Consider the following 26,673-nt stretch of genomic DNA (forward strand, 5'->3'; position numbering starts at 1 on the left):
TGAGTCCATCAAAACCCCTTGGGTGTTGTATGGTTAAGCCTCACGGGCAATTAGTACAGGTTAGCTCAACGCCTCACAACGCTTACACACCCTGCCTATCAACGTTCTAGTCTCGAACAACCCTTTAGGACACTTAAAGTGCCAGGGAAGACTCATCTCAGGGCTCGCTTCCCGCTTAGATGCTTTCAGCGGTTATCGATTCCGAACTTAGCTACCGGGCAATGCCATTGGCATGACAACCCGAACACCAGAGGTTCGTCCACTCCGGTCCTCTCGTACTAGGAGCAGCCCCCTTCAATCTTCCAACGCCCACGGCAGATAGGGACCGAACTGTCTCACGACGTTCTAAACCCAGCTCGCGTACCACTTTAAATGGCGAACAGCCATACCCTTGGGACCGACTTCAGCCCCAGGATGTGATGAGCCGACATCGAGGTGCCAAACACCGCCGTCGATATGAACTCTTGGGCGGTATCAGCCTGTTATCCCCGGAGTACCTTTTATCCGTTGAGCGATGGCCCTTCCATACAGAACCACCGGATCACTATGACCTGCTTTCGCACCTGCTCGAATTGTCATTCTCGCAGTCAAGCGGGCTTATGCCATTGCACTAACCTCACGATGTCCAACCGTGATTAGCCCACCTTCGTGCTCCTCCGTTACTCTTTGGGAGGAGACCGCCCCAGTCAAACTACCCACCAGGCACTGTCCTCACCCCAGATAATGGGGCTAAGTTAGAACATCAAACATACAAGGGTGGTATTTCAAGGTCGGCTCCACTAATACTGGCGTACTAGTTTCAAAGCCTCCCACCTATCCTACACATGTAGGCTCAATGTTCAGTGCCAAGCTGTAGTAAAGGTTCACGGGGTCTTTCCGTCTAGCCGCGGGTACACTGCATCTTCACAGCGATTTCAATTTCACTGAGTCTCGGGTGGAGACAGCGTGGCCATCATTACGCCATTCGTGCAGGTCGGAACTTACCCGACAAGGAATTTCGCTACCTTAGGACCGTTATAGTTACGGCCGCCGTTTACCGGGGCTTCGATCAAGAGCTTCGACCTAAGTCTAACCCCATCAATTAACCTTCCGGCACCGGGCAGGCGTCACACCGTATACGTCATCTTACGATTTTGCACAGTGCTGTGTTTTTAATAAACAGTTGCAGCCACCTGGTATCTGCGACTCCCCATAGCTCCATCCGCAAGGGACTTCACCGCGAGGAGCGTACCTTCTCCCGAAGTTACGGTACCATTTTGCCTAGTTCCTTCACCCGAGTTCTCTCAAGCGCCTTGGTATTCTCTACCCGACCACCTGTGTCGGTTTGGGGTACGATTCCTTACAATCTGAAGCTTAGAGGCTTTTCCTGGAAGCATGGCATCAATGACTTCACTACCGTAGTAGCTCGACATCGTGTCTCAGCCTTAAAAAGAGCCGGATTTACCTAACTCTTAAGCCTACGCACTTGAACCTGGACAACCATCGCCAGGCCCACCTAGCCTTCTCCGTCCCCCCATCGCAATTGTAAGAAGTACGGGAATATTAACCCGTTTCCCATCGACTACGCCTTTCGGCCTCGCCTTAGGGGTCGACTTACCCTGCCCCGATTAACGTTGGACAGGAACCCTTGGTCTTCCGGCGAGGAGGTTTTTCACCCCCTTTATCGTTACTCATGTCAGCATTCGCACTTCTGATACCTCCAGCAGACCTTACAGTCCACCTTCAACGGCTTACAGAACGCTCCCCTACCCAATGACTAAAAGTCATTGCCGCAGCTTCGGTGTATAGCTTAGCCCCGTTACATCTTCCGCGCAGGCCGACTCGACTAGTGAGCTATTACGCTTTCTTTAAATGATGGCTGCTTCTAAGCCAACATCCTAGCTGTCTAAGCCTTCCCACATCGTTTCCCACTTAGCTATACTTTGGGACCTTAGCTGGCGGTCTGGGTTGTTTCCCTCTCCACGACGGACGTTAGCACCCGCCGTGTGTCTCCCGGATAGTACTCACTGGTATTCGGAGTTTGCAAAGGGTTGGTAAGTCGGGATGACCCCCTAGCCTTAACAGTGCTCTACCCCCAGTGGTATTCGTCCGAGGCTCTACCTAAATAGATTTCGGGGAGAACCAGCTATCTCCAGGTTTGATTGGCCTTTCACCCCTAGCCACAAGTCATCCGCTAATTTTTCAACATTAGTCGGTTCGGTCCTCCAGTTGATGTTACTCAACCTTCAACCTGCCCATGGCTAGATCACCTGGTTTCGGGTCTATATCCAGCAACTCGACGCCCAGTTAAGACTCGATTTCTCTACGGCTCCCCTAGATGGTTAACCTTGCTACTGAATATAAGTCGCTGACCCATTATACAAAAGGTACGCAGTCACACCACGAAGGTGCTCCTACTGCTTGTACGTACACGGTTTCAGGTTCTATTTCACTCCCCTCACAGGGGTTCTTTTCGCCTTTCCCTCACGGTACTGGTTCACTATCGGTCAGTCAGTAGTATTTAGCCTTGGAGGATGGTCCCCCCATATTCAGACAGGATATCACGTGTCCCGCCCTACTCGATTTCACTGATGATGAGATGTCGACTACGGGGCTATCACCCTTTATTGCCACGCTTTCCAGCGTGTTCGTCTGTCTCACTAAAAGCTTAAGGGCTAATCCAATTTCGCTCGCCGCTACTTTCGGAATCTCGGTTGATTTCTTTTCCTCGGGGTACTTAGATGTTTCAGTTCCCCCGGTTCGCCTCACTAACCTATGTATTCAGTTAGTGATAACACCTTATGGTGCTGGGTTTCCCCATTCAGGAATCTCAGACTCACAGGTTTTTACTACCTAATCTGAGCTTATCGCAAGTTAATACGCCTTTCATCGCCTCTGACTGCCAAGGCATCCACCGTGTACGCTTAGTCACTTAACCATACAACCCGAAGGAGTTTCGAGTTGTCGTTTAAACAACCAAAGTTGTCTGCAATTTTTATACATGATGCAGACTCGATTTTGCCGGACTCAAATATTAAGTATCTTTCGATACTTCCAAGAACACTTGAATGTGTGTTGGTACCTAAAACCGTAGTTTTAGGATTTGAGAACTTTTAATTTGAATAACAACGCATCTCATAGAGATGGGGATTGTTGTTATTCGTCAGCTTTCCAAATTTTTAAAGAGCAAATCACTTCAAAGAAGTAACCATTTTTAAAGATTCTTAAGGAAGAACACTTAAAGATGGTGGAGCTATGCGGGATCGAACCGCAGACCTCCTCGCTGCCAGCGAGGCGCTCTCCCAGCTGAGCTATAGCCCCATCTGGAAAAGTTTTCCTTACTCTTAACTTACAAACCTAATCAATCTGTGTGAACACTCATCGCAATAATCATCGTATAAGGAGGTGATCCAGCCCCAGGTTCCCCTAGGGCTACCTTGTTACGACTTCACCCCAGTCATGAACCACAAAGTGGTGAGCGTCCTCCCGAAGGTTAAACTACCCACTTCTTTTGCAGCCCACTCCCATGGTGTGACGGGCGGTGTGTACAAGGCCCGGGAACGTATTCACCGTAGCATTCTGATCTACGATTACTAGCGATTCCGACTTCATGGAGTCGAGTTGCAGACTCCAATCCGGACTACGACGCACTTTTTGGGATTCGCTCACTATCGCTAGCTTGCTGCCCTCTGTATGCGCCATTGTAGCACGTGTGTAGCCCTACTCGTAAGGGCCATGATGACTTGACGTCGTCCCCACCTTCCTCCGGTTTATCACCGGCAGTCTCCCTGGAGTTCCCGACATTACTCGCTGGCAAACAAGGATAAGGGTTGCGCTCGTTGCGGGACTTAACCCAACATTTCACAACACGAGCTGACGACAGCCATGCAGCACCTGTCTCAGAGTTCCCGAAGGCACCAAAGCATCTCTGCTAAGTTCTCTGGATGTCAAGAGTAGGTAAGGTTCTTCGCGTTGCATCGAATTAAACCACATGCTCCACCGCTTGTGCGGGCCCCCGTCAATTCATTTGAGTTTTAATCTTGCGACCGTACTCCCCAGGCGGTCTACTTAACGCGTTAGCTCCGAAAGCCACGGCTCAAGGCCACAACCTCCAAGTAGACATCGTTTACGGCGTGGACTACCAGGGTATCTAATCCTGTTTGCTCCCCACGCTTTCGCATCTGAGTGTCAGTATCTGTCCAGGGGGCCGCCTTCGCCACTGGTATTCCTTCAGATCTCTACGCATTTCACCGCTACACCTGAAATTCTACCCCCCCTCTACAGTACTCTAGGTGACCAGTTTCAAATGCTGTTCCGAGGTTGAGCCCCGGGCTTTCACATCTGACTTAATCACCCACCTGCATGCGCTTTACGCCCAGTAATTCCGATTAACGCTCGCACCCTCCGTATTACCGCGGCTGCTGGCACGGAGTTAGCCGGTGCTTCTTCTGTCGCTAACGTCAAATAATGCAGCTATTAACTACACTACCTTCCTCACGACTGAAAGTGCTTTACAACCCGAAGGCCTTCTTCACACACGCGGCATGGCTGCATCAGGCTTGCGCCCATTGTGCAATATTCCCCACTGCTGCCTCCCGTAGGAGTCTGGACCGTGTCTCAGTTCCAGTGTGGCTGATCATCCTCTCAGACCAGCTAGGGATCGTCGCCTTGGTGAGCCTTTACCTCACCAACTAGCTAATCCCACCTGGGCTAATCTTGACGCGAGAGGCCCGAAGGTCCCCCTCTTTGGCCCGAAGGCATTATGCGGTATTAGCTATCGTTTCCAATAGTTATCCCCCACATCAAGGCATATTCCCAGGCATTACTCACCCGTCCGCCGCTCGACGCCCTTAACGTTCCCCGAAGGTTCAGTTAAGTCGTTTCCGCTCGACTTGCATGTGTTAGGCCTGCCGCCAGCGTTCAATCTGAGCCATGATCAAACTCTTCAATTTAAGATTTTGATGTCCATAAGGACTGACTCAATGAATACTGACTTCAAAACTCATTCTCACTCGAAAGTAAGAAGTAATTTTAAAGCTATTATCGTTCCAACAGAACGATAATGAATTGACTGTGCTGATACCGAAGTATCAATTGGTCACTCAGTTCATTGAAATCTAAGTTGAAGCCTAAGCTTCATTTTGGATTATCATCAACGAGTGCCCACACAGATTGATAGGTTTATATTGTTAAAGAGCTTTGCTATCAAGGCCTTAACCTCGAAGCGGATGCGTATAATACGCGACTGACTCTGTAAGTCAACATAAAACTCTAAAATAATTTAGAACTTTATGGTGACTTGCTTAAGTAATAAGCAAAGTCGAAATTAAAGCCTGGCGATGTCCTACTCTCACATGGGGAAACCCCACACTACCATCGGCGCTATTGCGTTTCACTTCTGAGTTCGGCATGGAAATCAGGTGGGTCCACAATGCTATGGTCGCCAAGCAAATTCTGTTTTTCGTCTTCGCTTTTTCTAAAAAAGTGAAAACAAAAAGTCTGGAAAGCTATATAAAAGTCATCAATACACATTCAAAGTTCTTAGCTTTGAGTCCATCAAAACCCCTTGGGTGTTGTATGGTTAAGCCTCACGGGCAATTAGTACAGGTTAGCTCAACGCCTCACAACGCTTACACACCCTGCCTATCAACGTTCTAGTCTCGAACAACCCTTTAGGACACTTAAAGTGCCAGGGAAGACTCATCTCAGGGCTCGCTTCCCGCTTAGATGCTTTCAGCGGTTATCGATTCCGAACTTAGCTACCGGGCAATGCCATTGGCATGACAACCCGAACACCAGAGGTTCGTCCACTCCGGTCCTCTCGTACTAGGAGCAGCCCCCTTCAATCTTCCAACGCCCACGGCAGATAGGGACCGAACTGTCTCACGACGTTCTAAACCCAGCTCGCGTACCACTTTAAATGGCGAACAGCCATACCCTTGGGACCGACTTCAGCCCCAGGATGTGATGAGCCGACATCGAGGTGCCAAACACCGCCGTCGATATGAACTCTTGGGCGGTATCAGCCTGTTATCCCCGGAGTACCTTTTATCCGTTGAGCGATGGCCCTTCCATACAGAACCACCGGATCACTATGACCTGCTTTCGCACCTGCTCGAATTGTCATTCTCGCAGTCAAGCGGGCTTATGCCATTGCACTAACCTCACGATGTCCAACCGTGATTAGCCCACCTTCGTGCTCCTCCGTTACTCTTTGGGAGGAGACCGCCCCAGTCAAACTACCCACCAGGCACTGTCCTCACCCCAGATAATGGGGCTAAGTTAGAACATCAAACATACAAGGGTGGTATTTCAAGGTCGGCTCCACTAATACTGGCGTACTAGTTTCAAAGCCTCCCACCTATCCTACACATGTAGGCTCAATGTTCAGTGCCAAGCTGTAGTAAAGGTTCACGGGGTCTTTCCGTCTAGCCGCGGGTACACTGCATCTTCACAGCGATTTCAATTTCACTGAGTCTCGGGTGGAGACAGCGTGGCCATCATTACGCCATTCGTGCAGGTCGGAACTTACCCGACAAGGAATTTCGCTACCTTAGGACCGTTATAGTTACGGCCGCCGTTTACCGGGGCTTCGATCAAGAGCTTCGACCTAAGTCTAACCCCATCAATTAACCTTCCGGCACCGGGCAGGCGTCACACCGTATACGTCATCTTACGATTTTGCACAGTGCTGTGTTTTTAATAAACAGTTGCAGCCACCTGGTATCTGCGACTCCCCATAGCTCCATCCGCAAGGGACTTCACCGCGAGGAGCGTACCTTCTCCCGAAGTTACGGTACCATTTTGCCTAGTTCCTTCACCCGAGTTCTCTCAAGCGCCTTGGTATTCTCTACCCGACCACCTGTGTCGGTTTGGGGTACGATTCCTTACAATCTGAAGCTTAGAGGCTTTTCCTGGAAGCATGGCATCAATGACTTCACTACCGTAGTAGCTCGACATCGTGTCTCAGCCTTAAAAAGAGCCGGATTTACCTAACTCTTAAGCCTACGCACTTGAACCTGGACAACCATCGCCAGGCCCACCTAGCCTTCTCCGTCCCCCCATCGCAATTGTAAGAAGTACGGGAATATTAACCCGTTTCCCATCGACTACGCCTTTCGGCCTCGCCTTAGGGGTCGACTTACCCTGCCCCGATTAACGTTGGACAGGAACCCTTGGTCTTCCGGCGAGGAGGTTTTTCACCCCCTTTATCGTTACTCATGTCAGCATTCGCACTTCTGATACCTCCAGCAGACCTTACAGTCCACCTTCAGCGGCTTACAGAACGCTCCCCTACCCAATGACTAAAAGTCATTGCCGCAGCTTCGGTGTATAGCTTAGCCCCGTTACATCTTCCGCGCAGGCCGACTCGACTAGTGAGCTATTACGCTTTCTTTAAATGATGGCTGCTTCTAAGCCAACATCCTAGCTGTCTAAGCCTTCCCACATCGTTTCCCACTTAGCTATACTTTGGGACCTTAGCTGGCGGTCTGGGTTGTTTCCCTCTCCACGACGGACGTTAGCACCCGCCGTGTGTCTCCCGGATAGTACTCACTGGTATTCGGAGTTTGCAAAGGGTTGGTAAGTCGGGATGACCCCCTAGCCTTAACAGTGCTCTACCCCCAGTGGTATTCGTCCGAGGCTCTACCTAAATAGATTTCGGGGAGAACCAGCTATCTCCAGGTTTGATTGGCCTTTCACCCCTAGCCACAAGTCATCCGCTAATTTTTCAACATTAGTCGGTTCGGTCCTCCAGTTGATGTTACTCAACCTTCAACCTGCCCATGGCTAGATCACCTGGTTTCGGGTCTATATCCAGCAACTCGACGCCCAGTTAAGACTCGATTTCTCTACGGCTCCCCTAGATGGTTAACCTTGCTACTGAATATAAGTCGCTGACCCATTATACAAAAGGTACGCAGTCACACCACGAAGGTGCTCCTACTGCTTGTACGTACACGGTTTCAGGTTCTATTTCACTCCCCTCACAGGGGTTCTTTTCGCCTTTCCCTCACGGTACTGGTTCACTATCGGTCAGTCAGTAGTATTTAGCCTTGGAGGATGGTCCCCCCATATTCAGACAGGATATCACGTGTCCCGCCCTACTCGATTTCACTGATGATGAGATGTCGACTACGGGGCTATCACCCTTTATTGCCACGCTTTCCAGCGTGTTCGTCTGTCTCATTAAAAGCTTAAGGGCTAATCCAATTTCGCTCGCCGCTACTTTCGGAATCTCGGTTGATTTCTTTTCCTCGGGGTACTTAGATGTTTCAGTTCCCCCGGTTCGCCTCACTAACCTATGTATTCAGTTAGTGATAACACCTTATGGTGTTGGGTTTCCCCATTCAGGAATCTCAGACTCAAAGATTTTTACTATCTAATCTGAGCTTATCGCAAGTTAATACGCCTTTCATCGCCTCTGACTGCCAAGGCATCCACCGTGTACGCTTAGTCACTTAACCATACAACCCGAAGGAGTTTCGAGTTGTCGTTTAAACAACCAAAGTTGTCTGCAATTTTTATACATGATGCAGACTCGATTTTGCCGGACTCAAATAACTCTTTGTTTCCGCTTTTTAGAAAAAAGCAGAGGCAAAAAGTGGACTTTCGTCACTTCCAAGAACACTTGAATGTGTGTTGGTACCTAAAACCGTAGTTTTAGGATTTGAGAACTTTTAATTTGAATAACAACGCATCTCATAGAGATGGGGATTGTTGTTATTCGTCAGCTTTCCAAATTTTTAAAGAGCAAATCACTTCCAAAGAAGTAACCATTTTTAAACACACTCGTAAGAATGCTTAAAGATGGTATCCCGTAGGGGAGTCGAACCCCTGTTACCGCCGTGAAAGGGCGGTGTCCTAGGCCTCTAGACGAACGGGACACGGTTTGTTCATTTCTGCTTTAAAAGCAGAAGCAAACTAAGCTCAAATTAAACCAATCAATCTGTGTGAACACTCATCGCGACTTATTTGTCTTCACTTTAAAAAGTGAAAGCAAACTATCCGTTTCGTATAAGGAGGTGATCCAGCCCCAGGTTCCCCTAGGGCTACCTTGTTACGACTTCACCCCAGTCATGAACCACAAAGTGGTGAGCGTCCTCCCGAAGGTTAAACTACCCACTTCTTTTGCAGCCCACTCCCATGGTGTGACGGGCGGTGTGTACAAGGCCCGGGAACGTATTCACCGTAGCATTCTGATCTACGATTACTAGCGATTCCGACTTCATGGAGTCGAGTTGCAGACTCCAATCCGGACTACGACGCACTTTTTGGGATTCGCTCACTTTCGCAAGTTGGCTGCCCTCTGTATGCGCCATTGTAGCACGTGTGTAGCCCTACTCGTAAGGGCCATGATGACTTGACGTCGTCCCCACCTTCCTCCGGTTTATCACCGGCAGTCTCCCTGGAGTTCCCGACATTACTCGCTGGCAAACAAGGATAAGGGTTGCGCTCGTTGCGGGACTTAACCCAACATTTCACAACACGAGCTGACGACAGCCATGCAGCACCTGTCTCAGAGTTCCCGAAGGCACCAAAGCATCTCTGCTAAGTTCTCTGGATGTCAAGAGTAGGTAAGGTTCTTCGCGTTGCATCGAATTAAACCACATGCTCCACCGCTTGTGCGGGCCCCCGTCAATTCATTTGAGTTTTAATCTTGCGACCGTACTCCCCAGGCGGTCTACTTAACGCGTTAGCTCCGAAAGCCACGGCTCAAGGCCACAACCTCCAAGTAGACATCGTTTACGGCGTGGACTACCAGGGTATCTAATCCTGTTTGCTCCCCACGCTTTCGCATCTGAGTGTCAGTATCTGTCCAGGGGGCCGCCTTCGCCACTGGTATTCCTTCAGATCTCTACGCATTTCACCGCTACACCTGAAATTCTACCCCCCTCTACAGTACTCTAGGTGACCAGTTTCAAATGCTGTTCCGAGGTTGAGCCCCGGGCTTTCACATCTGACTTAATCACCCACCTGCATGCGCTTTACGCCCAGTAATTCCGATTAACGCTCGCACCCTCCGTATTACCGCGGCTGCTGGCACGGAGTTAGCCGGTGCTTCTTCTGTCGCTAACGTCAAATAATGCAGCTATTAACTACACTACCTTCCTCACGACTGAAAGTGCTTTACAACCCGAAGGCCTTCTTCACACACGCGGCATGGCTGCATCAGGCTTGCGCCCATTGTGCAATATTCCCCACTGCTGCCTCCCGTAGGAGTCTGGACCGTGTCTCAGTTCCAGTGTGGCTGATCATCCTCTCAGACCAGCTAGGGATCGTCGCCTTGGTGAGCCTTTACCTCACCAACTAGCTAATCCCACCTGGGCTAATCTTGACGCGAGAGGCCCGAAGGTCCCCCTCTTTGGCCCGAAGGCATTATGCGGTATTAGCTATCGTTTCCAATAGTTATCCCCCACATCAAGGCATATTCCCAGGCATTACTCACCCGTCCGCCGCTCGACGCCCTTAACGTCCCCCGAAGGTTCAGTTAAGTCGTTTCCGCTCGACTTGCATGTGTTAGGCCTGCCGCCAGCGTTCAATCTGAGCCATGATCAAACTCTTCAATTTAAGATTTTGATGTTCCCCTCTCTATTGAAAGGAAAACTGACTCAATGAATACTGACTTCAAAACTCATTCTCACTCGAAAGTAAGAAGTAATTTTAAAGCTATTATCGTTCCAACAGAACGATAATGAATTGACTGTGCTGATACCGAAGTATCAATTGGTCACTCAGTTCATTGAAATCTAAGTTGAAACCGAAGTTTCGTTTTGGATTATCATCAACGAGTGCCCACACAGATTGATAGGTTTTAATTTTTAAAGAGCGTGCTTTCAGGCTTTCCCTCAAAGCGGACGTGCATTTTAGCGATTTAAGTTTTAGTGTCAACCACTTTTCCAAATCTTTTCTCAAGCGATTCGCCTGAGACTTTTGCACTTACTGACTTCGTTTGATTCCTTGCGGCCTCTCCCGTCTCAGCGAGGGGGCATTATAGAGATTGACGATCAGTTGGCAAGCCCTTTTATTAGTTTTTTTATAATTTCTTATCACTTGCTGTTTTTTCATTCAAAACAGGCTATTTTTACTACTCTTTCCCACTATTTACCCACTATATATAGATTAAGAGTGTAGTTATGGCGTCTTTACGTAGTTACAAAGGAATCTCACCAAAACTTGGCAAGCGCGTTTTTGTAGATGAAACATCAGTATTGGTTGGCGATATAGTTTTAGATGACGATACCAGTGTTTGGCCTCTTGTTGCTGCTAGAGGTGATGTTAACCACATCAGGATTGGGAAACGCACAAACATTCAAGATGGTACTGTTTTACACGTTACCCACAAAAACTCTGAAAACCCAGACGGCTACCCACTCATTATCGGTGATGATGTCACCGTAGGGCATAAAGTTATGTTACATGGCTGCGAAATACGTGACCGCGTTTTGGTCGGCATGGGAGCTATTATCTTAGATGGCGTGATCGTTGAATCTGAAGTAATGATTGGTGCAGGTTCTCTTGTTCCTCCTGGTAAGGTTCTAGAGTCTGGCTACTTATATGTAGGTAGCCCTGTCAAAAAAGCTCGCCCCCTTTCAGACAAAGAGATCGCTTTCTTACAGCGTTCAGCTAATAACTATGTGCAAAACAAAGATGATTACCTAAATCACGTTATCAACGTATAAACAAAGCCCCTGGCTAATAGTTCATTAATCAGGGGCTAAACCGTCTATGTCTATATAGAAGCTTAACCCAAGAAGCCGCATTACCTCTACACTATGACAGTACGATATGACCATCAGAGTTAAAGTTCTCTTCTTCTATCTCTTCTTCAATAAGCTCTTCAATATCAAACCGAACTTGAGCAAAAGCCTCAAGCGTACTCAACTCCGAGTCGCACGTTTGCTGGGATAACTGCTCTAATCGGACTTTCGTGATTGCACATTCAATTAGTGCGCCCGCCTGCTGCACCGGAAAAGTGACCTGCTGCTTTTTTTCATCCCATGTTTGAATGTCTGGAAATAGTATTGATTGATTCATCACAGACCTTCCAAGTTCTTTCTAAGCTCACGTAGTACCTGCTTGGTTCCTGGCATTAACCCACGCCAAACCATAAAGCTCTCTGCAGCCTGACCGACCAGCATGCCTAAACCATCCATCGTTTTACCGGCTCCGTTTTCTCGCGCCCATTGATTGAAACGAGTTTCTTGAGCTTTATAAGCCATATCATAAGCAGCCGTACTAGGAGTAAAAATTGTGCTTGGTACCCCAGGTAAGTCTCCAGTCATACTTGATGCGGTAGAATTAATCACTACATCAAAACCGTCTATTATCTCTTGAGAAGGTACAGCGGAGATATTCCCATATTCAGCAAATATATCTGCTAACTCTTGTGCCTTTGCAAAGGTTCGGTTGGTAATAATGAGTTCAACTGGGTTTTGATCCAATAATGGCTTTATCACACCTCGACACGCGCCACCAGCACCGATAATTAATACTCTAGAGCCCTCTAAGTTCACTTGAGCATTAAGTAAATCTTGAACTAAACCTGCACCATCAGTGTTGTCACCAATAATTTCACCATCATCAAGACGCTTTAGGGTGTTCACCGCGCCGGCCAATTTTGCACGCTCTGTCAGAGTCGTTGCATATTCAAATGCATCAAGCTTGAATGGCATTGTTACGTTACAACCTTTGCCCCCTTTAGCAAAAAAGGCTTCGACTGCCGACTTAAAATCACCAACCTCTGGCTCAGCCATTGAGTATTCCATAGCTTGATTGGTTTGGCGGGCAAATAAGGTATGGATAAATGGTGATTTACTTTGCGTAATGGGATTACCAAACACGAGATAACGGTCTACTAGCTGAGTCATCTATATTCCTTGTTTATTGTGACAGCCAATCTTGGGCTTTTAGGTACTGTGAGGTTAAACGCTCTTCCGCGGAGCCTGCTTCTGGGTGATAAGCATACTCCCACCGAGCCAATGGAGGCATCGACATTAAAATCGATTCTGTTCTTCCGCCACTTTGCAGCCCAAACAGCGTACCTCGGTCATAAACTAAATTAAACTCGACGTAACGCCCACGACGATAGAGCTGGAACTCTCTCTCACGTTCGGCGTATATGTGATTCTTTCGGCGCTCAACAATCGGGAGATAAGCCTGACAATACCCTTCCCCTACGGCTCTCATATAAGAAAAGCAACGTTCAAACTCCCACTGGTTGAGATCATCAAAGAAGAGACCACCCACACCGCGTGTCTCTTCTCTATGAGGCAAGTAAAAGTACTCATCACACCAAGTTTTATGCTGCTCATAAATATCATCACCAAAAGGTGCGCATATTGATTGCGCTGTCTGATGCCAATGAACACAATCTTCATCAAATGGATAGAATGGCGTTAAGTCAAAACCACCACCAAACCACCAAATTGGTGCTTCACCCTCTTTCTCTGCAATAAAGAAGCGCACATTAGCGTGCGACGTTGGTACATATGGGTTATTCGGGTGCATAACTAATGATACGCCCATCGCTTCAAATCGACGACCAGCGAGTTCTGGGCGATGAGCGGTTGCGGACGCAGGCATTTGCGCGCCAGTCACATGAGAGAAGTTCACGCCACCTTGCTCAAACACGCCGCCATTTTTCATCACTCGGCTTCGACCACCCCCACCAAGTTTGTGGTCTTGCTCTCGAGTCCAAGCATCTTCAACAAACTTACCACTGCCGTCAGCGAGCTCAAGTTGCTGACATATATCATCCTGCAACGATAACAAAAACGTTTTAACCGCCTCTTTATCTACCACGACCTGTTCCTTATTTATCTGTCGTTCTCTTTAACATTGGCAAAATTAACCTTGGCGAAAAACCTGCCCAGTCTTCGCGTCACGAATTTCACTCGGGTTTTCGCGACCACCAGTTTGCCCCTCAACGAGGGTGACGTCTTGGCTACCCAGTTGCTGTTCAACTTCTTGAAATGTTTTGCAAGGAGGTTGCCCTGTCAAGTTAGCACTCGTTGATGTGATTGGCTTACCAAAGGTTAGACATAACTGCTGCACCAGAGGGTGATCTGTCACTCTTACAGCCACCGAGTCAAACTGACCTGAAACCCAATCGGTGACTTTATCGCTCGCTGGAACAACCCACGTCACTGGCCCTGGCCACGTCGCTTGCATGGTTTCCAATTGCTGAGCGGTAAGTTGTGACAAGTCAATATAGTCTTCTAATTGAGCAAAATTAGCCGCAATTAAAATCAACCCCTTTTCAACAGGGCGTTGCTTGATGTTCAATAACTTCTGAATCGCTTGCGCATTATCAGGATCACAACCAACACCAAAAACCCCTTCAGTTGGGTAAGCGATGACTTCTCCTTGGTTTAAGGCTTCAATTGCCAGTGCGAAATTGTCCACGTTATGTCTCCCTAAATTCGATATTGCGCATTAGAACAGAGACTTTGCTATGACTCGTCTTATAGTGCAAATACTATTCTTGTTAAACAACTTGCGCAAACGTTTGCTTGGGGCGTAAATACTCGTATAATGCGCTCAAAATCTACTTTACCACCTCAATTTGTGATTATTTAGGAGCAAGAGATGAAAGTCGGCATCATCATGGGTTCAAAATCAGACTGGCCAACAATGAAACTAGCAGCAGATATGCTTGATCAGTTTGGCGTGCCTTACGAAACCAAAGTAGTTTCAGCTCACCGTACTCCTCAGCTACTCGCTGACTACGCGAACAGTGCGAAAGAGCGTGGTATTAAAGTTATTATCGCTGGTGCTGGCGGTGCAGCACATCTTCCGGGCATGGCTGCCGCATTTACCAGCGTTCCTGTATTAGGTGTTCCTGTACAATCTCGCGCACTCAAAGGTATGGACTCTCTACTTTCTATTGTTCAAATGCCAAAGGGGATTGCCGTTGGTACGCTAGCTATTGGTGAAGCTGGCGCTGCAAATGCGGGGATCCTAGCTGCACAAATCATCGGTACTCACGATGAAGAAGTGATGGCAAAAGTGGAAGCTTTCCGTACAGAGCAAACTGAGACGGTATTAGCTAACCCAAACCCTGCAGAGGATTAATCGATGCAAGTGCTTGTTCTTGGAGCTGGCCAACTTGCACGCATGATGTCGCTTGCGGGTGCACCACTCAACATTCAAATCACTGCTTTTGATGTGGGCAGCGAGAATATCGTTCATCCACTGACCCAAACGGTGGTTGGTCACGGCCTTGAGAATGCGATTAAGCAGGCCGATGTCATTACTGCCGAGTTTGAGCATATTCCACATGATGTCCTCGATATCTGTGAACGCAGCGGTAAGTTTCTTCCAACGACAGATGCGATTAAAGCCGGTGGCGATCGACGTATTGAAAAGGCATTACTTGATAATGCCGGCGTCAAAAACGCAAAATATGCCGTAATCAACACACGTGACGACTTTACTCGTGCCATTGAACACGTCGGTTTGCCTATGGTGCTCAAGAGCGCATTAGGTGGATATGACGGTAAAGGGCAATGGCGCTTGAAGTCTGAAGACCAGGTTGAAGCGATTTGGACTGAAATGGAAGCGTGTATTGCTGCAACCAGTACACAAGCTATTGTGGCGGAGGAATTTGTTCCCTTTGACCGTGAAGTCTCTCTTGTGGGTGCTCGCGGTAAAGAGGGTCAAGTTGAGGTCTACCCTCTTGCTGAGAATGTACATACTGACGGTGTACTCTCTCTCTCAACAGCAATTGAAGATCCTCAACTGCAAGATCAAGCTAAAGCCATGTTTACTGCCGTTGCAAACAGCCTAGACTACGTCGGTGTGCTTGCTCTTGAGTTCTTTGACGTAAATGGTCAATTGCTTGTGAATGAAATTGCCCCACGCGTGCATAACTCGGGTCACTGGACACAGCAAGGTGCCGTGACTTGTCAGTTTGAGAACCATTTGCGTGCCGTCTGCGGTATGCCATTGGGTAGCACCAAACTCATTCGTAAAACATCTATGATCAACATTTTGGGTGAAGACACTCTGCCTCAATCGCTACTCGCAATGGAAGGTTGCCACATTCACTGGTATGGCAAAGACAAACGTCCTGGCCGCAAAATGGGGCACATTAATGTTTGTGCGGATAACAAAGCTGAACTTACAGCAAAGTTGGTCGCACTCGCGAGTCAACTTGATCAGCATGCGTATCCCGCAGTGCATGAATTTGCCGCGCAGCATCAGTAAGCACGTCTGTGCGATGTCATAAATAACAAAGGAGCCTCATGGCTCCTTTGTTATTTTTACTAATATTGTCTTTGCTAGCCTTGTTGCTGATGTTGGCACTTCTTGTCAGCACACATCAGTACATTTCCGGCGGCGCGCTTTTTCGACACCAATAAACCAAAGCCACACTTTTCGCAGCGTCCTGCGACGGGAGTTTGGTTCACAGCAAAACGACACTTGGGGTAAGCATCACACGCATGGAACGATTTACCATGCCGTGTTTTTCTCTCAACTAAATGGCCCTTACCGCACTCTGGGCAGGCAATTGCTGCGGGCGCTTGCTCATCAGGCTGAGTTGACAAAGACTCAATATGGTAACAGTTTGGAAAGTCACTACAGCCAATAAACATGCCATAACGACCTTGGCGTAATACAAGTTCATGCTGACACTTAGGACAAGCGACACCCAGGTGTTTCACTATATGGCCATCATTTTGATGCAAGGGCCGTATGTAGTCACAATCTGGATATTGATTGCACCCAAGAAAAGCACCGTGCTTTCCGTTGCGCAGTTCTAGTTCACCGCTACGACCATGCTCTACACATTTCGGACATGACTCATGTTCAAGTGCGTGTTCATGGGCGGAAAACAGTTGGTTATCAATTTTACTGCTCATAGGGATTATTAGTGGAGTACACCTTGCTCTTTAGAATATAAAAGCTCTTCCATTAGCGTATAGGCGTTCTCATTCCCTGGAACATTAAATAAAACCATCAACACAATCCACTTGAGATCTTCCAACTCAAACTCATTGGTCTCTAAACCCATAACACGATCAATCACCATCTCTCGGATATCAGGCTTCAATACACCAACTTGCTCCAAAAATAACAAAAACCCTCGGCACTCTAGGTTTAGTCGATCCGATTCTGTATTGGTATAAATGCGCGTTGAGCGTAAATCTCCCGTGGCAATAGCCGCGTGCTCATCCGTCTGTTGTAGCAATGCAAGCTCTTCCAGCCACTGCAACGCTTTAACGATATCTTTGTCTTGAAACCCTGCTCTGAGCAGCTCATCTTCCAGTTCGTCCTGGTCGACTTGTAACTCTGCATCGCTATGGACATAGGTCTCAAACAAGTACATCAAAATGTCCATCATCATAGTTTGCCTCCCCCTAAACGAACGTAACCACCGGGGACCGAAGTCACCACACCAAGCAGCTCGAGCTCAAGAAGTTGATTCATTAATTCTTGTATTGGTATATGGGTCCGACTCACCAAAATATCAATAGGGGTCGGCTCTAACCCTACGTTAGCGAACAGTTCAGGAAATGGCAATTCTTGTTGTGTATCTATTGTTGTTGATTCCCCTGTTGCGAACAACGAGAGCGGTGTGGCTTGCTCTGTCCAGCGTACTAATGTGTCAATCTCTAACAGTATATCGTCTACTGTTTGTACCAGGCAGGCCCCACTTTTGATCAAAGCATTATTGCCTCTATAGGTAGGAGAATGAATCGAGCCAGGGATAGCAAACACTTCTCGGCCTTGCTCCGCTGCATAGCGAGCAGTAATGAGTGATCCACTGCGCTCTGCAGCTTCAACAACCAGCACTCCGGTTGATAAGCCACTAATAATTCGATTACGACGAGGAAAGTTTTCTCTTTTAGGAGGAGTCTCCGGTGGAAATTCAGACACCAATGCACCACTGCTGGCTATCTGTTCCGCTAGATGTCGGTGTTTGGCTGGATAAATCCGATTTAACCCTGAACCCAGTACCGCAACGGTACTACCCTTTGCATCCAATGCCCCTTGATGAGCATACCCATCGATGCCCAGCGCTAGGCCACTGGTGACCGTTAGTCCATTCTCAGCGAGTTGCTTGGCAAATTTTTTTGCCAACTTGAGACCATCAATAGTCGCATGGCGACTGCCGACCATCGCAACCTGTGTTGCTGAAAGCAGACTCACATCCCCTTGTATGAACAATGTTTTAGGCGGGCTAGATAGCTGTTTAAGAAGGGGTGGATAACACTCATCTTGCAAGGTGATAATATGATTATTTTCCTGCTCGGCCCATTGAAGCATTGGTGCGACTTTAGCTTCACTCTGAACCTGCAAATACTCTATCTGCCCAGCGGTAAACCCCGCGGCTTGTAACTCCTCTGCCGACGAGTTTAACCATTGTTGAGGAGCCGCCATGCTGACTAGCTTGTCGAATGCTTTCGCTCTGAGCCTTGGCGTATAACACAAGGTGAGCCAAGAATATAACGCTTGTTCACTCATTACTTGCCCAGTGTTTGAAGTGGTGTACGCAATTCAAGATCGACCCCAACAGGAGCAACCGCTTGTGTTACTAGAGCTAAACTGTACTGAGAATAAGGTCGAATGATCATCAAGTGCCCAACCAAGCTACTAGGCAATTGAAACTGATTTTTCTCAATGGTGCTGGTTACGCCTGCCTGGTAAAGCTCATACATGCTGCCTTGCACCAAGCCCTGCTCGTTTCCAGCAGAAACAATGACGACACCATGCAGGCCGACATATTGGCTCCCCTCTAATGACCCCAGTATCTCAACAACACCCTCTGTAGGCGCGGGCTGAGGGTAAAAGGTGGTGCTGACAAGCGCAGAGTCACGCTCGAGATCGTTCAAAGCAATATCGCCTGCCATGATTTCTTGATGTTGAGTGGCAATTTTCAAAGCTGATAAGTCATCATGCACGGAACTCACCTCACCTACAGCCACCTTTTTTAACGCCACCACTTTTTTGCCATCGACATCAAAAGTACTCATCTCGCGGTAAACCCCCCAACGAGAATCTCTATGTTGATGTGAAATAGTGTGTTGGCCTGAGATATAAAGTTGATTCGTACCTGTGAGATATCGGCTACCATTACTCGCTCCAACAACCCGCTCAGCCATCTTTAGCTCATAGGCTTCTATGAGTCGGTCTGATTGTAGGTACGGCAATACCAACTCTTCTCTCACGGTTGTGATTGCTTTTTTGGGCTCTTTTCTCACTTTGGGGCTGAGTTGAACCATTGGCTTTAGACTCAGCATAGGCTGCCCGTTACGCCAAATTAGATTCAGTTTGTCACCAGGGTAGATAAGGTGAGGGTTTTCTATCGAGGGATTGACTTGCCAAAGCCGAGGCCATAACCATGGACTATCAAGATAGAGGCTTGATATATCCCACAAGGTATCTCCCTTAATGACTGTGTAGGTCTTAGGAGCATCTTGCTTAATCAACAAGTGTGGCGCCTGAGTACTTGCCAACGTAGACAGACTTAGCAAACACACTAAAGTCGCGGCGAAAAGCGGGTATGAGTATCGTGTCATGACCTTATTTCCTTGGTCTTAGATTCCGAATTAACGGTTTTCGATGCTGTCATTTAGGTCATAAAATGTCTAGAATTGACCCAACAAGCGTCGTGCTGTTTCGGCACAGTTCAATATTTCGAGTGTTTATGGCTGTTTTAAATGTATTAAGAATCCCGGATGATCGTCTTCGCACAGTGGCAAAACCTGTAGAAGCAGTGACTCCTGAAATCCAGAAAATCGTAGATGATATGCTGGAAACCATGTATGCAGAAGAAGGTATCGGTCTAGCGGCGACGCAGGTTGATATCCACCAGCGTATTGTTGTTATCGATATTTCAGAGACGCGTGATGAGCCAATGGTGCTTATCAACCCTGAAATTCTAGAAAAACGTGGCGAGGATGGCATTGAAGAGGGCTGTCTTTCGGTTCCTGGTGCTCGTGCTCTTGTGCCTCGAGCGGCTGAAGTCAGCGTAAAAGCACTTGACCGTGATGGGAAAGAGTTCGCATTTGAGGCTGATGACCTATTGGCTATCTGTGTACAACACGAACTAGACCACCTAATGGGCAAACTATTTGTAGACTACTTGTCACCATTGAAGCGCAAGCGTATCCAAGACAAGCTTGCAAAAATCAAACGCTTCAACGAAAAACAATCAAAATAGAGCCTCACCAATAAAATAGGAGCATTACCTTGAGCAAGCCATTACGAATTGTCTTTGCTGGTACTCCCGATTTCGCCGCCCGTCATCTGGCGGCGTTGTTGTCTTCAGAGCATGAAGTCATCGCGGTTTATACGCAACCAGACCGCCCTGCTGGGCGTGGAAAAAAGCTCACCGCGAGCCCGGTAAAAACCATTGCGCTTGAGCATGAAATCGCCGTTTACCAACCTGAAAACTTTAAGTCAGATGAGGCTAAGCAAGCTCTCACTGATCTAAACGCTGATATTATGGTTGTGGTCGCATACGGCCTGCTGCTACCACAAGCGGTGCTTGATACGCCTAAGCTAGGCTGCATCAATGTACACGGTTCTATCTTACCTCGCTGGCGTGGGGCTGCCCCAATCCAACGTTCAATCTGGGCGGGAGACAGCGAAACAGGTGTCACCATCATGCAGATGGATATTGGTCTGGATACAGGCGATATGCTCAAGATCGCTACGCTGCCAATCGAACCAACAGACACCAGTGCATCAATGTATGAGAAGCTGGCTGACTTAGGCCCTGATGCATTGATTGACTGCCTTGCCGATATCGCCAACGGTACCGCGACGGCAGAGAAACAAGATGATGCTCTTGCTAACTATGCGAAGAAGCTAAGCAAAGATGAAGCGCGCATTAATTGGAACGATGAAGCGGAGCATATTGAGCGCTGCGTGCGTGCTTTCAACCCATGGCCAATGAGCCACTTTAGCGCTGCAGATAACAGTATTAAGGTTTGGCAGAGTCGTGTCGCTGATAAAACCAGTGACAAGCCAGCGGGTACCATTATTCAAGCAGATAAAACCGGTATCTACGTGGCAACAGGCAAAGGCATATTAGTGCTAGAGCAAATGCAAGTACCGGGTAAAAAAGCGATGTCTGTACAAGATATCCTAAACTCAAGAGCAAGCTGGTTCGAAGTGGGTTCCCAACTCTGCTAACTCAATTTATTCGCTGCACTCCAGCGAAAAAGTACATTTTGAGGGCAGAGATGCCCTCCCTTAATTCAAGGTAATCACTATGAATGTTCGCGCAGCTGCCGCCAACGTAATCTTCCAAGTGGTCGATAAAGGCCAATCTCTTTCTCACGCACTCCCAGCGGCTCAAAAAACGATAAAACCTCGTGACTATGCTCTTTTGCAGGAGATTTGTTACGGTGCGCTACGTTACTTGCCTCGACTAGAGTCGATCGCAAGTGAGCTGATGGATAACCCTTTAAAGGGGAAAAAGCGTGTATTCCACCACTTGATTCTTGTCGGTATCTACCAGCTAAGTTTCATGAGGATCCCTTCTCATGCTGCAGTCGCGGAAACCGTTGAAGCCACCAAAACACTTCGCGGCCCTAATCTGCGTGGTCTGATTAATGCGGTACTACGCAATTACCTGCGCAATCAAGAAGAGCTTGATGAGTTGGCAGTAAGCCACAATGCGGGTAAGTATGGCCACCCAAATTGGCTGCTTAAGCTGTTGCAAGAACATTACCCAGAGCAGTGGGAAGACATCGTTGACGCCAACAATAGCAAAGCGCCTATGTGGCTGCGAGTAAATCGCCAGCACCATACTCGCGATGAATATGTTGAACTGCTCAATGATGAAAACATTGAATTCACCGTTCATCCTCAAGCGGCGGACGCGATAAAATTGGCCAAACCTTGTGATGTAACTCTGCTGCCTGGTTTTGACCGTGGCTGGGTTTCTGTACAAGATGCAGCAGCGCAGCTTTCTGTTGACTATCTGCAGCCACAAGAGGGCGAACTCATTCTCGACTGCTGCGCAGCACCTGGCGGTAAAACGGCGCACATCCTTGAGCACACCAACGATACTGAAGTAGTTGCGATTGATGCTGATGCAAAACGTCTTGATCGTGTTTATGACAACTTAGATCGCCTGCAACTCAAAGCAGATGTTATTTGTGGTGATGCTCGTTATCCGCAAGAGTGGTGGATGGGCGACAAGTTCGACCGCATCTTACTTGATGCACCATGTTCAGCGACTGGCGTTATCCGTCGCCATCCAGACATCAAATGGCTGCGTCGTGCAGATGACATCGAAGCCCTAGCAAAGCTACAAAGCGAGATCATTGACGCCATGTGGCAGCAGCTTAAGCCTGGCGGCACTCTCGTTTACGCGACCTGTTCTATCACTCCTCAAGAGAACGTTGAACAAGTAAAAGCCTTCCTCGCACGTACCAGTGATGTTGAGTTAATAGGAAGTGATGCATCACATCCTGGACGACAAATCCTACCCGGCGAAGAAGATATGGATGGCTTCTACTATGCTGTACTAAAAAAGAGTGCATAATTAACAAGGATTTATAGCCACCTTTCTTGGTGGCTTTATTTACGTTCAAGAGAGCAATAGATGAAAATCATTATTCTTGGTGCTGGCCAGGTAGGCGGTACTTTGGCTGAGAACCTCGTTGGTGAAAACAACGACATCACTATCGTAGACAAAAACAGCGATCGCCTACGTGAACTGCAAGATAAATATGACCTTCGCGTCGTCAATGGTCATGCTAGCCACCCCGATGTACTTCGAGAAGCCGGGGCTCAAGATGCTGATATGTTGGTTGCCGTCACCAATATGGACGAAACCAACATGGCCGCCTGTCAGGTCGCCTTCACTCTATTTAATACACCAAATCGGATTGCTCGCATCCGCTCTCCTGAATACCTCAATGAGAAAGAAGCCCTATTCCAATCTGGCGCAGTACCAGTTGATCACTTAATTGCCCCAGAAGAGTTAGTGACAAGCTACATCGAGCGCTTGATTCAATACCCAGGTGCGCTGCAAGTGGTGAGTTTTGCCGAAGAAAAAGTCAGCCTAGTGGCGGTAAAAGCCTACTATGGTGGCCCTCTGGTGGGTAACGCCTTATCAGCACTGCGTGAGCACATGCCGCACATTGACACTCGGGTTGCGGCAATCTTCCGCCAAGGACGTCCAATTCGTCCTCAAGGCACGACGATCATTGAAGCTGATGATGAGGTTTTCTTTGTGGCTGCCAGCAACCATATTCGCTCGGTGATGAGTGAGCTACAACGACTTGAAAAACCTTATCGCCGCATCATGATTGTTGGTGGCGGTAATATCGGCTCAAGCCTAGCCAAGCGCCTCGAGCAAAATTACAGCGTAAAACTCATCGAGCGCAATTATCAACGTGCAGAGCGTTTATCTGAAGACTTAGAAAACACCATCGTTTTCTGCGGAGATGCGGCTGACCAAGAGCTCCTCACTGAAGAGAATATCGATCAGGTCGATGTTTTCATCGCACTGACTAATGAAGATGAAACCAACATCATGTCTGCCATGCTTGCCAAGCGTATGGGGGCTAAAAAGGCGATGGTGCTCATCCAGCGAGGCGCCTACGTTGATTTGGTTCAGGGCGGTGTTATCGACGTCGCAATCTCACCTCAACAAGCCACAATCTCAGAGCTGCTGACCCACGTTCGTCGAGCCGATATCGTAAACGTATCCTCACTGCGTCGCGGTGCAGCCGAAGCAATTGAAGCCATTGCTCATGGTGATGAAACCACCTCAAAAGTTGTTGGTCGTGCCATTGGTGACATTAAACTACCACCCGGCACCACCATTGGTGCGATTGTTCGCGGTGAAGAGGTATTGATTGCCCATGACCGTACCGTGATCGAACAAGACGACCACGTGGTGATGTTCTTGGTTAACAAGAAGTACGTCTCTGACGTAGAGGCACTCTTCCAACCGAGTCCATTCTTCCTATAAGCGAGGCAAGGTCATGGTCAACTTTCGTCCGGTGCTATTTGTTATAGGGCTTGTACTCTCAAAGCTTGCCCTATTCATGTACATCCCAACGTTGGTCGCGTTCTTTTCTGGTACCGGTGGTTTTCTTGAGTTTGGCAAATCCCTGCTCATCACTCACGTTGTCGCCTTCCTGTGTCTATCGATTGGCCGCACACGGCAATTTCGCCTTAGTGTTAGGGATATGTTCCTGATCACAAGCTTGGTGTGGACCATCGCCAGTGCCTTTGCTGCCCTGCCCTTTGTCTTCATCAACCATATCAGCTTTACCGATGCCTACTTCGAGACCATGTCGGGCATTACCACCACAGGTTCAACGGTACTAAGTGGCTTAGATGCGATGGCACCAAGCATCTTATTATGGCGCTCTACCTTGCAGTGGCTAGGCGGCATCGGATTTATCGTCATGGCGGTTGCTGTACTGCCGATGCTCAATGTTGGGGGCATGCGCCTATTCCAAACTGAATCCTCTGACTGGTCAGATAAAAGCAGCCCAAGAGCCAAAACCGTCGCGAAAAACATCGTGCTCGTGTACTTATCACTTACCCTTGCTTGTCTCATCGCCTACCTATTTACCGGTATGTCGGTCTTTGAAGCCATCAACCACGCCTTCACGACGCTTTCAACCGGCGGATACTCCACTTCTGACGGCTCAATGAATCACTTTTCAAACGGGGCGCATTGGGTGGCGACCGCCTTTATGTTCTTAGGTGGCTTACCATTTCTGCTCTTCATCGCTGCAATGAAGAAGAAAACACTACAGCCACTATCAAAAGATGAGCAAGTAAGAGGCTTTACGTACTTATTTGTTATATCCAGCATCATCATCAGTGCTTGGTTAGTGATCCGCGACGGATATGGTGTTGCTGATGCATTGCGGGTGGCCATGTTCAACATCGTATCCGTTGTAACAACAACAGGCTTTGGCCTAGAAGACTTTACCGCATGGGGGGCACTCCCAACCACGCTGTTCGCCTTTTTGATGATGGCGGGGGCATGCTCAGGCTCAACCTCTGGTGGCATCAAAGTTTTCCGCTTTCAAATCGCGCGAACGCTACTCAATAAACAAATGATGAAACTTGTGCATCCATCTGGTGTCTTTGTACAGAGATACAATCAACGCCCGGTGAACGATGACATTGTTCGATCTGTTGTCGCATTTGGCTTGATGTTCTTTATTACCATCATTGTCATTGCAGGCATCTTAAGTGCGATGGGGCTCGACCCTATCACCAGTATTTCTGGTGCCATTACCGCTGTTGCCAACGTAGGCCCAGGCATGGGGAGCGTGATTGGCCCGACGGGAAACTTTGCCCCTCTGCCTGATGCCGCTAAGTGGGTGCTAAGTATTGGCATGCTTATGGGAAGACTCGAAATTCTCACACTTATGGTGCTATTTTTCCCGGCATTTTGGCGTCGTTAGTGCCAATCAAACACGGCTTGGCCCAAGAGGTTTAACTATGAAATATGCGCTCTCTGCAGCACTGTTGGCATATAGCGCCAGCTTTGGAGCCTTTGCGGCTCAAACTGTGACACTTGAGGATGGTCGCCAGGTCATGCTCAAAGATGATTTTACTTGGCACTATGTCGAGCCAGAGGTTAGCGAGGTAGAAGAGGTTCAAGTAGTCGAAGCTACAACGCCGGCTGTTGCTGCCGCACCGGTTGTTACCTTACCATCAACCAGTGCATTCACCGTTGGAGACTCAAAGCCAACATTACAGGTATCAAATGCAGGTATTGACCTAGTACTCGGCCCTGCAAGCTACCAAAAAGGAGCAGTGACATTTCCAACCGCCGTGACCAACCAAAGTACTCAGTCGGTCATATTAGTCACTGTAGAGATCACGCTATACGACACTGCTGGAAATCAAGTAGGCAAACAATCGGCCGATGCATGGTTGGCTATAAAGCGCCTTGCTGATACCTACCTTAGACCAAAACAGGCGACTCAAGGGCGCGAGCTCACAATCGCTGCGCCTGAGTTAGAGCAGTACCAAATTCACGCAGAGATCACCGAAGTAAAAACCCGCAGTTGGTAGCGTTAGATTGGGTCAACATACCAATAGACTGCCAGAAAATGACAAGCGCACCCGGCCAAGACAAAGCCATGCCAGATAGCATGGTTGTATGGGATGCGCTTAGCGACATAAAAAACCACCCCTAACGAGTAAATCACGCCACCTGCAGCCAACAAAGTAAGCCCTTGAACATCTAACTCTTGCGCCAACTGGTAGATCACGACCAAGGACAACCACCCCATCGCGAGATACGTCATCAAAGACAAACGCTTGAAACGGTAGATAAACGCTACCTTGAGTACAATACCGGCCAGGGCAATTAACCAAATAACCGCCATTAACCCCATCGCAAGCGGGGTTCGTAAACTCACTAACATAAACGGGGTATAGCTGCCCGCAATCAGCAAATAAATGGCACAGTGATCAAAGGTTTTTAACGCGCGTTTTGCTCGCTCATGGGGAATGGCGTGATAGAGGGTAGAGGCAAGAAATAACAAAATAATACTGCCACCATAAACACTCATACTCACCAGTGTCATAGTGTCGGCATGCTGGCTGTTTGCTTTCACTAATAGCATGGCAAGACCCACGATACCAAATACGATGCCAATGCCGTGGGTCAACGCATTGAGAAACTCTTCTTTCGCCCCGTATGCTTGCTTGTTATCCATTACGACCTACCATACTCACTCTCAA

The 26,673-nt window shown here is 48.1% G+C and carries 18 protein-coding genes, 2 tRNA genes and 5 rRNA genes; 9 read left to right on the forward strand and 16 right to left on the reverse strand.

Translation table 11 applies throughout. The features are described 5' to 3' along the window. Window positions 1-29: 29 nt before the first annotated feature. From QWZ05_RS12430 to QWZ05_RS12460, 7 genes are all read right to left on the reverse strand, one after another. A 23S ribosomal RNA gene (locus QWZ05_RS12430) occupies window positions 30-2,917 on the reverse strand. 307 nt (window positions 2,918-3,224) lie between these two features. Further along, window positions 3,225-3,300, reverse strand: a tRNA-Ala gene (locus tag QWZ05_RS12435). A 77-nt stretch (window positions 3,301-3,377) separates the two neighbouring features. Then, window positions 3,378-4,931: ribosomal RNA gene (locus QWZ05_RS12440) — 16S ribosomal RNA — on the reverse strand. 379 nt (window positions 4,932-5,310) lie between these two features. Continuing rightward, window positions 5,311-5,427, reverse strand: a 5S ribosomal RNA gene (rrf, locus tag QWZ05_RS12445). 129 nt (window positions 5,428-5,556) lie between these two features. Continuing rightward, a 23S ribosomal RNA gene (locus QWZ05_RS12450) occupies window positions 5,557-8,444 on the reverse strand. 344 nt (window positions 8,445-8,788) lie between these two features. Then, window positions 8,789-8,864, reverse strand: a tRNA-Glu gene (locus QWZ05_RS12455). Window positions 8,865-8,995: 131 nt separating this feature from the next. After that, window positions 8,996-10,548 (reverse strand): 16S ribosomal RNA (locus tag QWZ05_RS12460). The 16S, 23S and 5S rRNA genes sit together here with 2 tRNA genes alongside, the layout of an rRNA operon. A gap of 566 nt (window positions 10,549-11,114) precedes the next feature. Here QWZ05_RS12460 and QWZ05_RS12465 point away from each other — a divergent pair. Beyond that, entirely contained in the window at window positions 11,115-11,660 is a 546-nt protein-coding gene (locus QWZ05_RS12465; RefSeq protein ID WP_290298663.1) for a gamma carbonic anhydrase family protein, read from the forward strand. A 91-nt stretch (window positions 11,661-11,751) separates the two neighbouring features. On the opposite strand, the gene QWZ05_RS12470 is transcribed toward QWZ05_RS12465, so the two are convergent. From QWZ05_RS12470 to tsaC, 4 genes are read right to left on the reverse strand one after another with little or no spacing between them, the layout of a single operon-like run. After that, window positions 11,752-12,015 carry a DUF1488 family protein gene (locus QWZ05_RS12470; RefSeq protein ID WP_264874703.1) on the reverse strand — a complete coding sequence of 88 codons (264 nt, stop codon included), beginning with the start codon at window positions 12,013-12,015 and terminating at the stop codon, window positions 11,752-11,754. After that, the gene (gene aroE / locus QWZ05_RS12475; protein WP_264874702.1) at window positions 12,015-12,848 is read right to left on the reverse strand and encodes a shikimate dehydrogenase; all 834 of its coding nucleotides are present in this window, start codon (window positions 12,846-12,848) and stop codon (window positions 12,015-12,017) included. Before aroE ends, QWZ05_RS12470 begins: the two co-directional genes overlap by 1 nt. Window positions 12,849-12,861: 13 nt before the next feature. Beyond that, window positions 12,862-13,782 (reverse strand): oxygen-dependent coproporphyrinogen oxidase, encoded by a 921-nt coding sequence (hemF, locus tag QWZ05_RS12480; protein WP_264874701.1) that lies wholly within the window; start codon window positions 13,780-13,782, stop codon window positions 12,862-12,864. Window positions 13,783-13,827: 45 nt separating this feature from the next. Then, a complete protein-coding gene (gene tsaC / locus QWZ05_RS12485; RefSeq protein ID WP_264874700.1) occupies window positions 13,828-14,385 on the reverse strand; it encodes an L-threonylcarbamoyladenylate synthase type 1 TsaC in 558 nt (185 codons plus the stop codon). A gap of 183 nt (window positions 14,386-14,568) precedes the next feature. On the opposite strand from tsaC, the gene purE reads away from it, so the two are divergent. Next, window positions 14,569-15,054, forward strand: a complete 486-nt coding sequence (purE, locus tag QWZ05_RS12490; protein ID WP_264874699.1) for a 5-(carboxyamino)imidazole ribonucleotide mutase — start codon at window positions 14,569-14,571, stop codon at window positions 15,052-15,054. Between the two features lie 3 nt (window positions 15,055-15,057). Beyond that, window positions 15,058-16,188 (forward strand): 5-(carboxyamino)imidazole ribonucleotide synthase, encoded by a 1,131-nt coding sequence (locus tag QWZ05_RS12495; RefSeq protein WP_290298666.1) that lies wholly within the window; start codon window positions 15,058-15,060, stop codon window positions 16,186-16,188. 74 nt (window positions 16,189-16,262) lie between these two features. Here the strand turns inward: QWZ05_RS12495 and QWZ05_RS12500 are convergent, their stop codons facing one another. Genes QWZ05_RS12500 through QWZ05_RS12515 form a run of 4 tightly spaced genes read right to left on the reverse strand, consistent with a single transcriptional unit; the run spans window position 16,263 to window position 19,505 of the window. Further along, a complete protein-coding gene (locus QWZ05_RS12500; protein WP_290298668.1) occupies window positions 16,263-16,844 on the reverse strand; it encodes a DNA topoisomerase family protein in 582 nt (193 codons plus the stop codon). An 8-nt stretch (window positions 16,845-16,852) separates the two neighbouring features. Further along, a complete protein-coding gene (locus QWZ05_RS12505) occupies window positions 16,853-17,329 on the reverse strand; it encodes a DUF494 family protein (protein ID WP_264874696.1) in 477 nt (158 codons plus the stop codon). Next, window positions 17,326-18,450, reverse strand: coding sequence for a DNA-processing protein DprA (gene dprA / locus QWZ05_RS12510; RefSeq protein ID WP_290298670.1), 1,125 nt, complete (start codon window positions 18,448-18,450; stop codon window positions 17,326-17,328). Before dprA ends, QWZ05_RS12505 begins: the two co-directional genes overlap by 4 nt. Continuing rightward, window positions 18,450-19,505 (reverse strand): LysM peptidoglycan-binding domain-containing protein, encoded by a 1,056-nt coding sequence (locus tag QWZ05_RS12515; RefSeq protein WP_290298673.1) that lies wholly within the window; start codon window positions 19,503-19,505, stop codon window positions 18,450-18,452. The genes dprA and QWZ05_RS12515 overlap by 1 nt, the downstream gene beginning before the upstream one ends. A gap of 128 nt (window positions 19,506-19,633) precedes the next feature. On the opposite strand from QWZ05_RS12515, the gene def reads away from it, so the two are divergent. The 6 genes from def (at window position 19,634) to QWZ05_RS12545 (ending at window position 25,998) form a co-directional block, all read left to right on the forward strand. After that, window positions 19,634-20,149: a peptide deformylase gene (def, locus tag QWZ05_RS12520; RefSeq protein WP_290298675.1), complete on the forward strand. Its 516-nt coding sequence runs from the start codon at window positions 19,634-19,636 to the stop codon at window positions 20,147-20,149. Window positions 20,150-20,178: 29 nt separating this feature from the next. Beyond that, a complete protein-coding gene (gene fmt, locus QWZ05_RS12525) occupies window positions 20,179-21,126 on the forward strand; it encodes a methionyl-tRNA formyltransferase (RefSeq protein WP_264874692.1) in 948 nt (315 codons plus the stop codon). A gap of 79 nt (window positions 21,127-21,205) precedes the next feature. After that, window positions 21,206-22,486, forward strand: coding sequence for a 16S rRNA (cytosine(967)-C(5))-methyltransferase RsmB (rsmB, locus tag QWZ05_RS12530; protein ID WP_290298677.1), 1,281 nt, complete (start codon window positions 21,206-21,208; stop codon window positions 22,484-22,486). 60 nt (window positions 22,487-22,546) lie between these two features. Continuing rightward, window positions 22,547-23,923, forward strand: coding sequence for a Trk system potassium transporter TrkA (trkA, locus tag QWZ05_RS12535; RefSeq protein ID WP_264874690.1), 1,377 nt, complete (start codon window positions 22,547-22,549; stop codon window positions 23,921-23,923). A 13-nt stretch (window positions 23,924-23,936) separates the two neighbouring features. Then, window positions 23,937-25,382, forward strand: coding sequence for a TrkH family potassium uptake protein (locus tag QWZ05_RS12540; protein ID WP_290298679.1), 1,446 nt, complete (start codon window positions 23,937-23,939; stop codon window positions 25,380-25,382). A gap of 37 nt (window positions 25,383-25,419) precedes the next feature. After that, window positions 25,420-25,998 carry a DUF3157 family protein gene (locus tag QWZ05_RS12545; protein WP_290298682.1) on the forward strand — a complete coding sequence of 193 codons (579 nt, stop codon included), beginning with the start codon at window positions 25,420-25,422 and terminating at the stop codon, window positions 25,996-25,998. A gap of 2 nt (window positions 25,999-26,000) precedes the next feature. Here QWZ05_RS12545 and trhA read toward each other — a convergent pair whose 3' ends face one another. Beyond that, on the reverse strand, window positions 26,001-26,648 hold the full coding sequence (gene trhA, locus QWZ05_RS12550) for a PAQR family membrane homeostasis protein TrhA (RefSeq protein ID WP_290298684.1): 648 nt from the start codon (window positions 26,646-26,648) through the stop codon (window positions 26,001-26,003). Window positions 26,649-26,673 lie beyond the last annotated feature (25 nt).

Origin of the sequence: Vibrio agarivorans, from assembly GCF_030409635.1 — a bacterium.
Lineage (GTDB): Bacteria > Pseudomonadota > Gammaproteobacteria > Enterobacterales > Vibrionaceae > Vibrio > Vibrio agarivorans.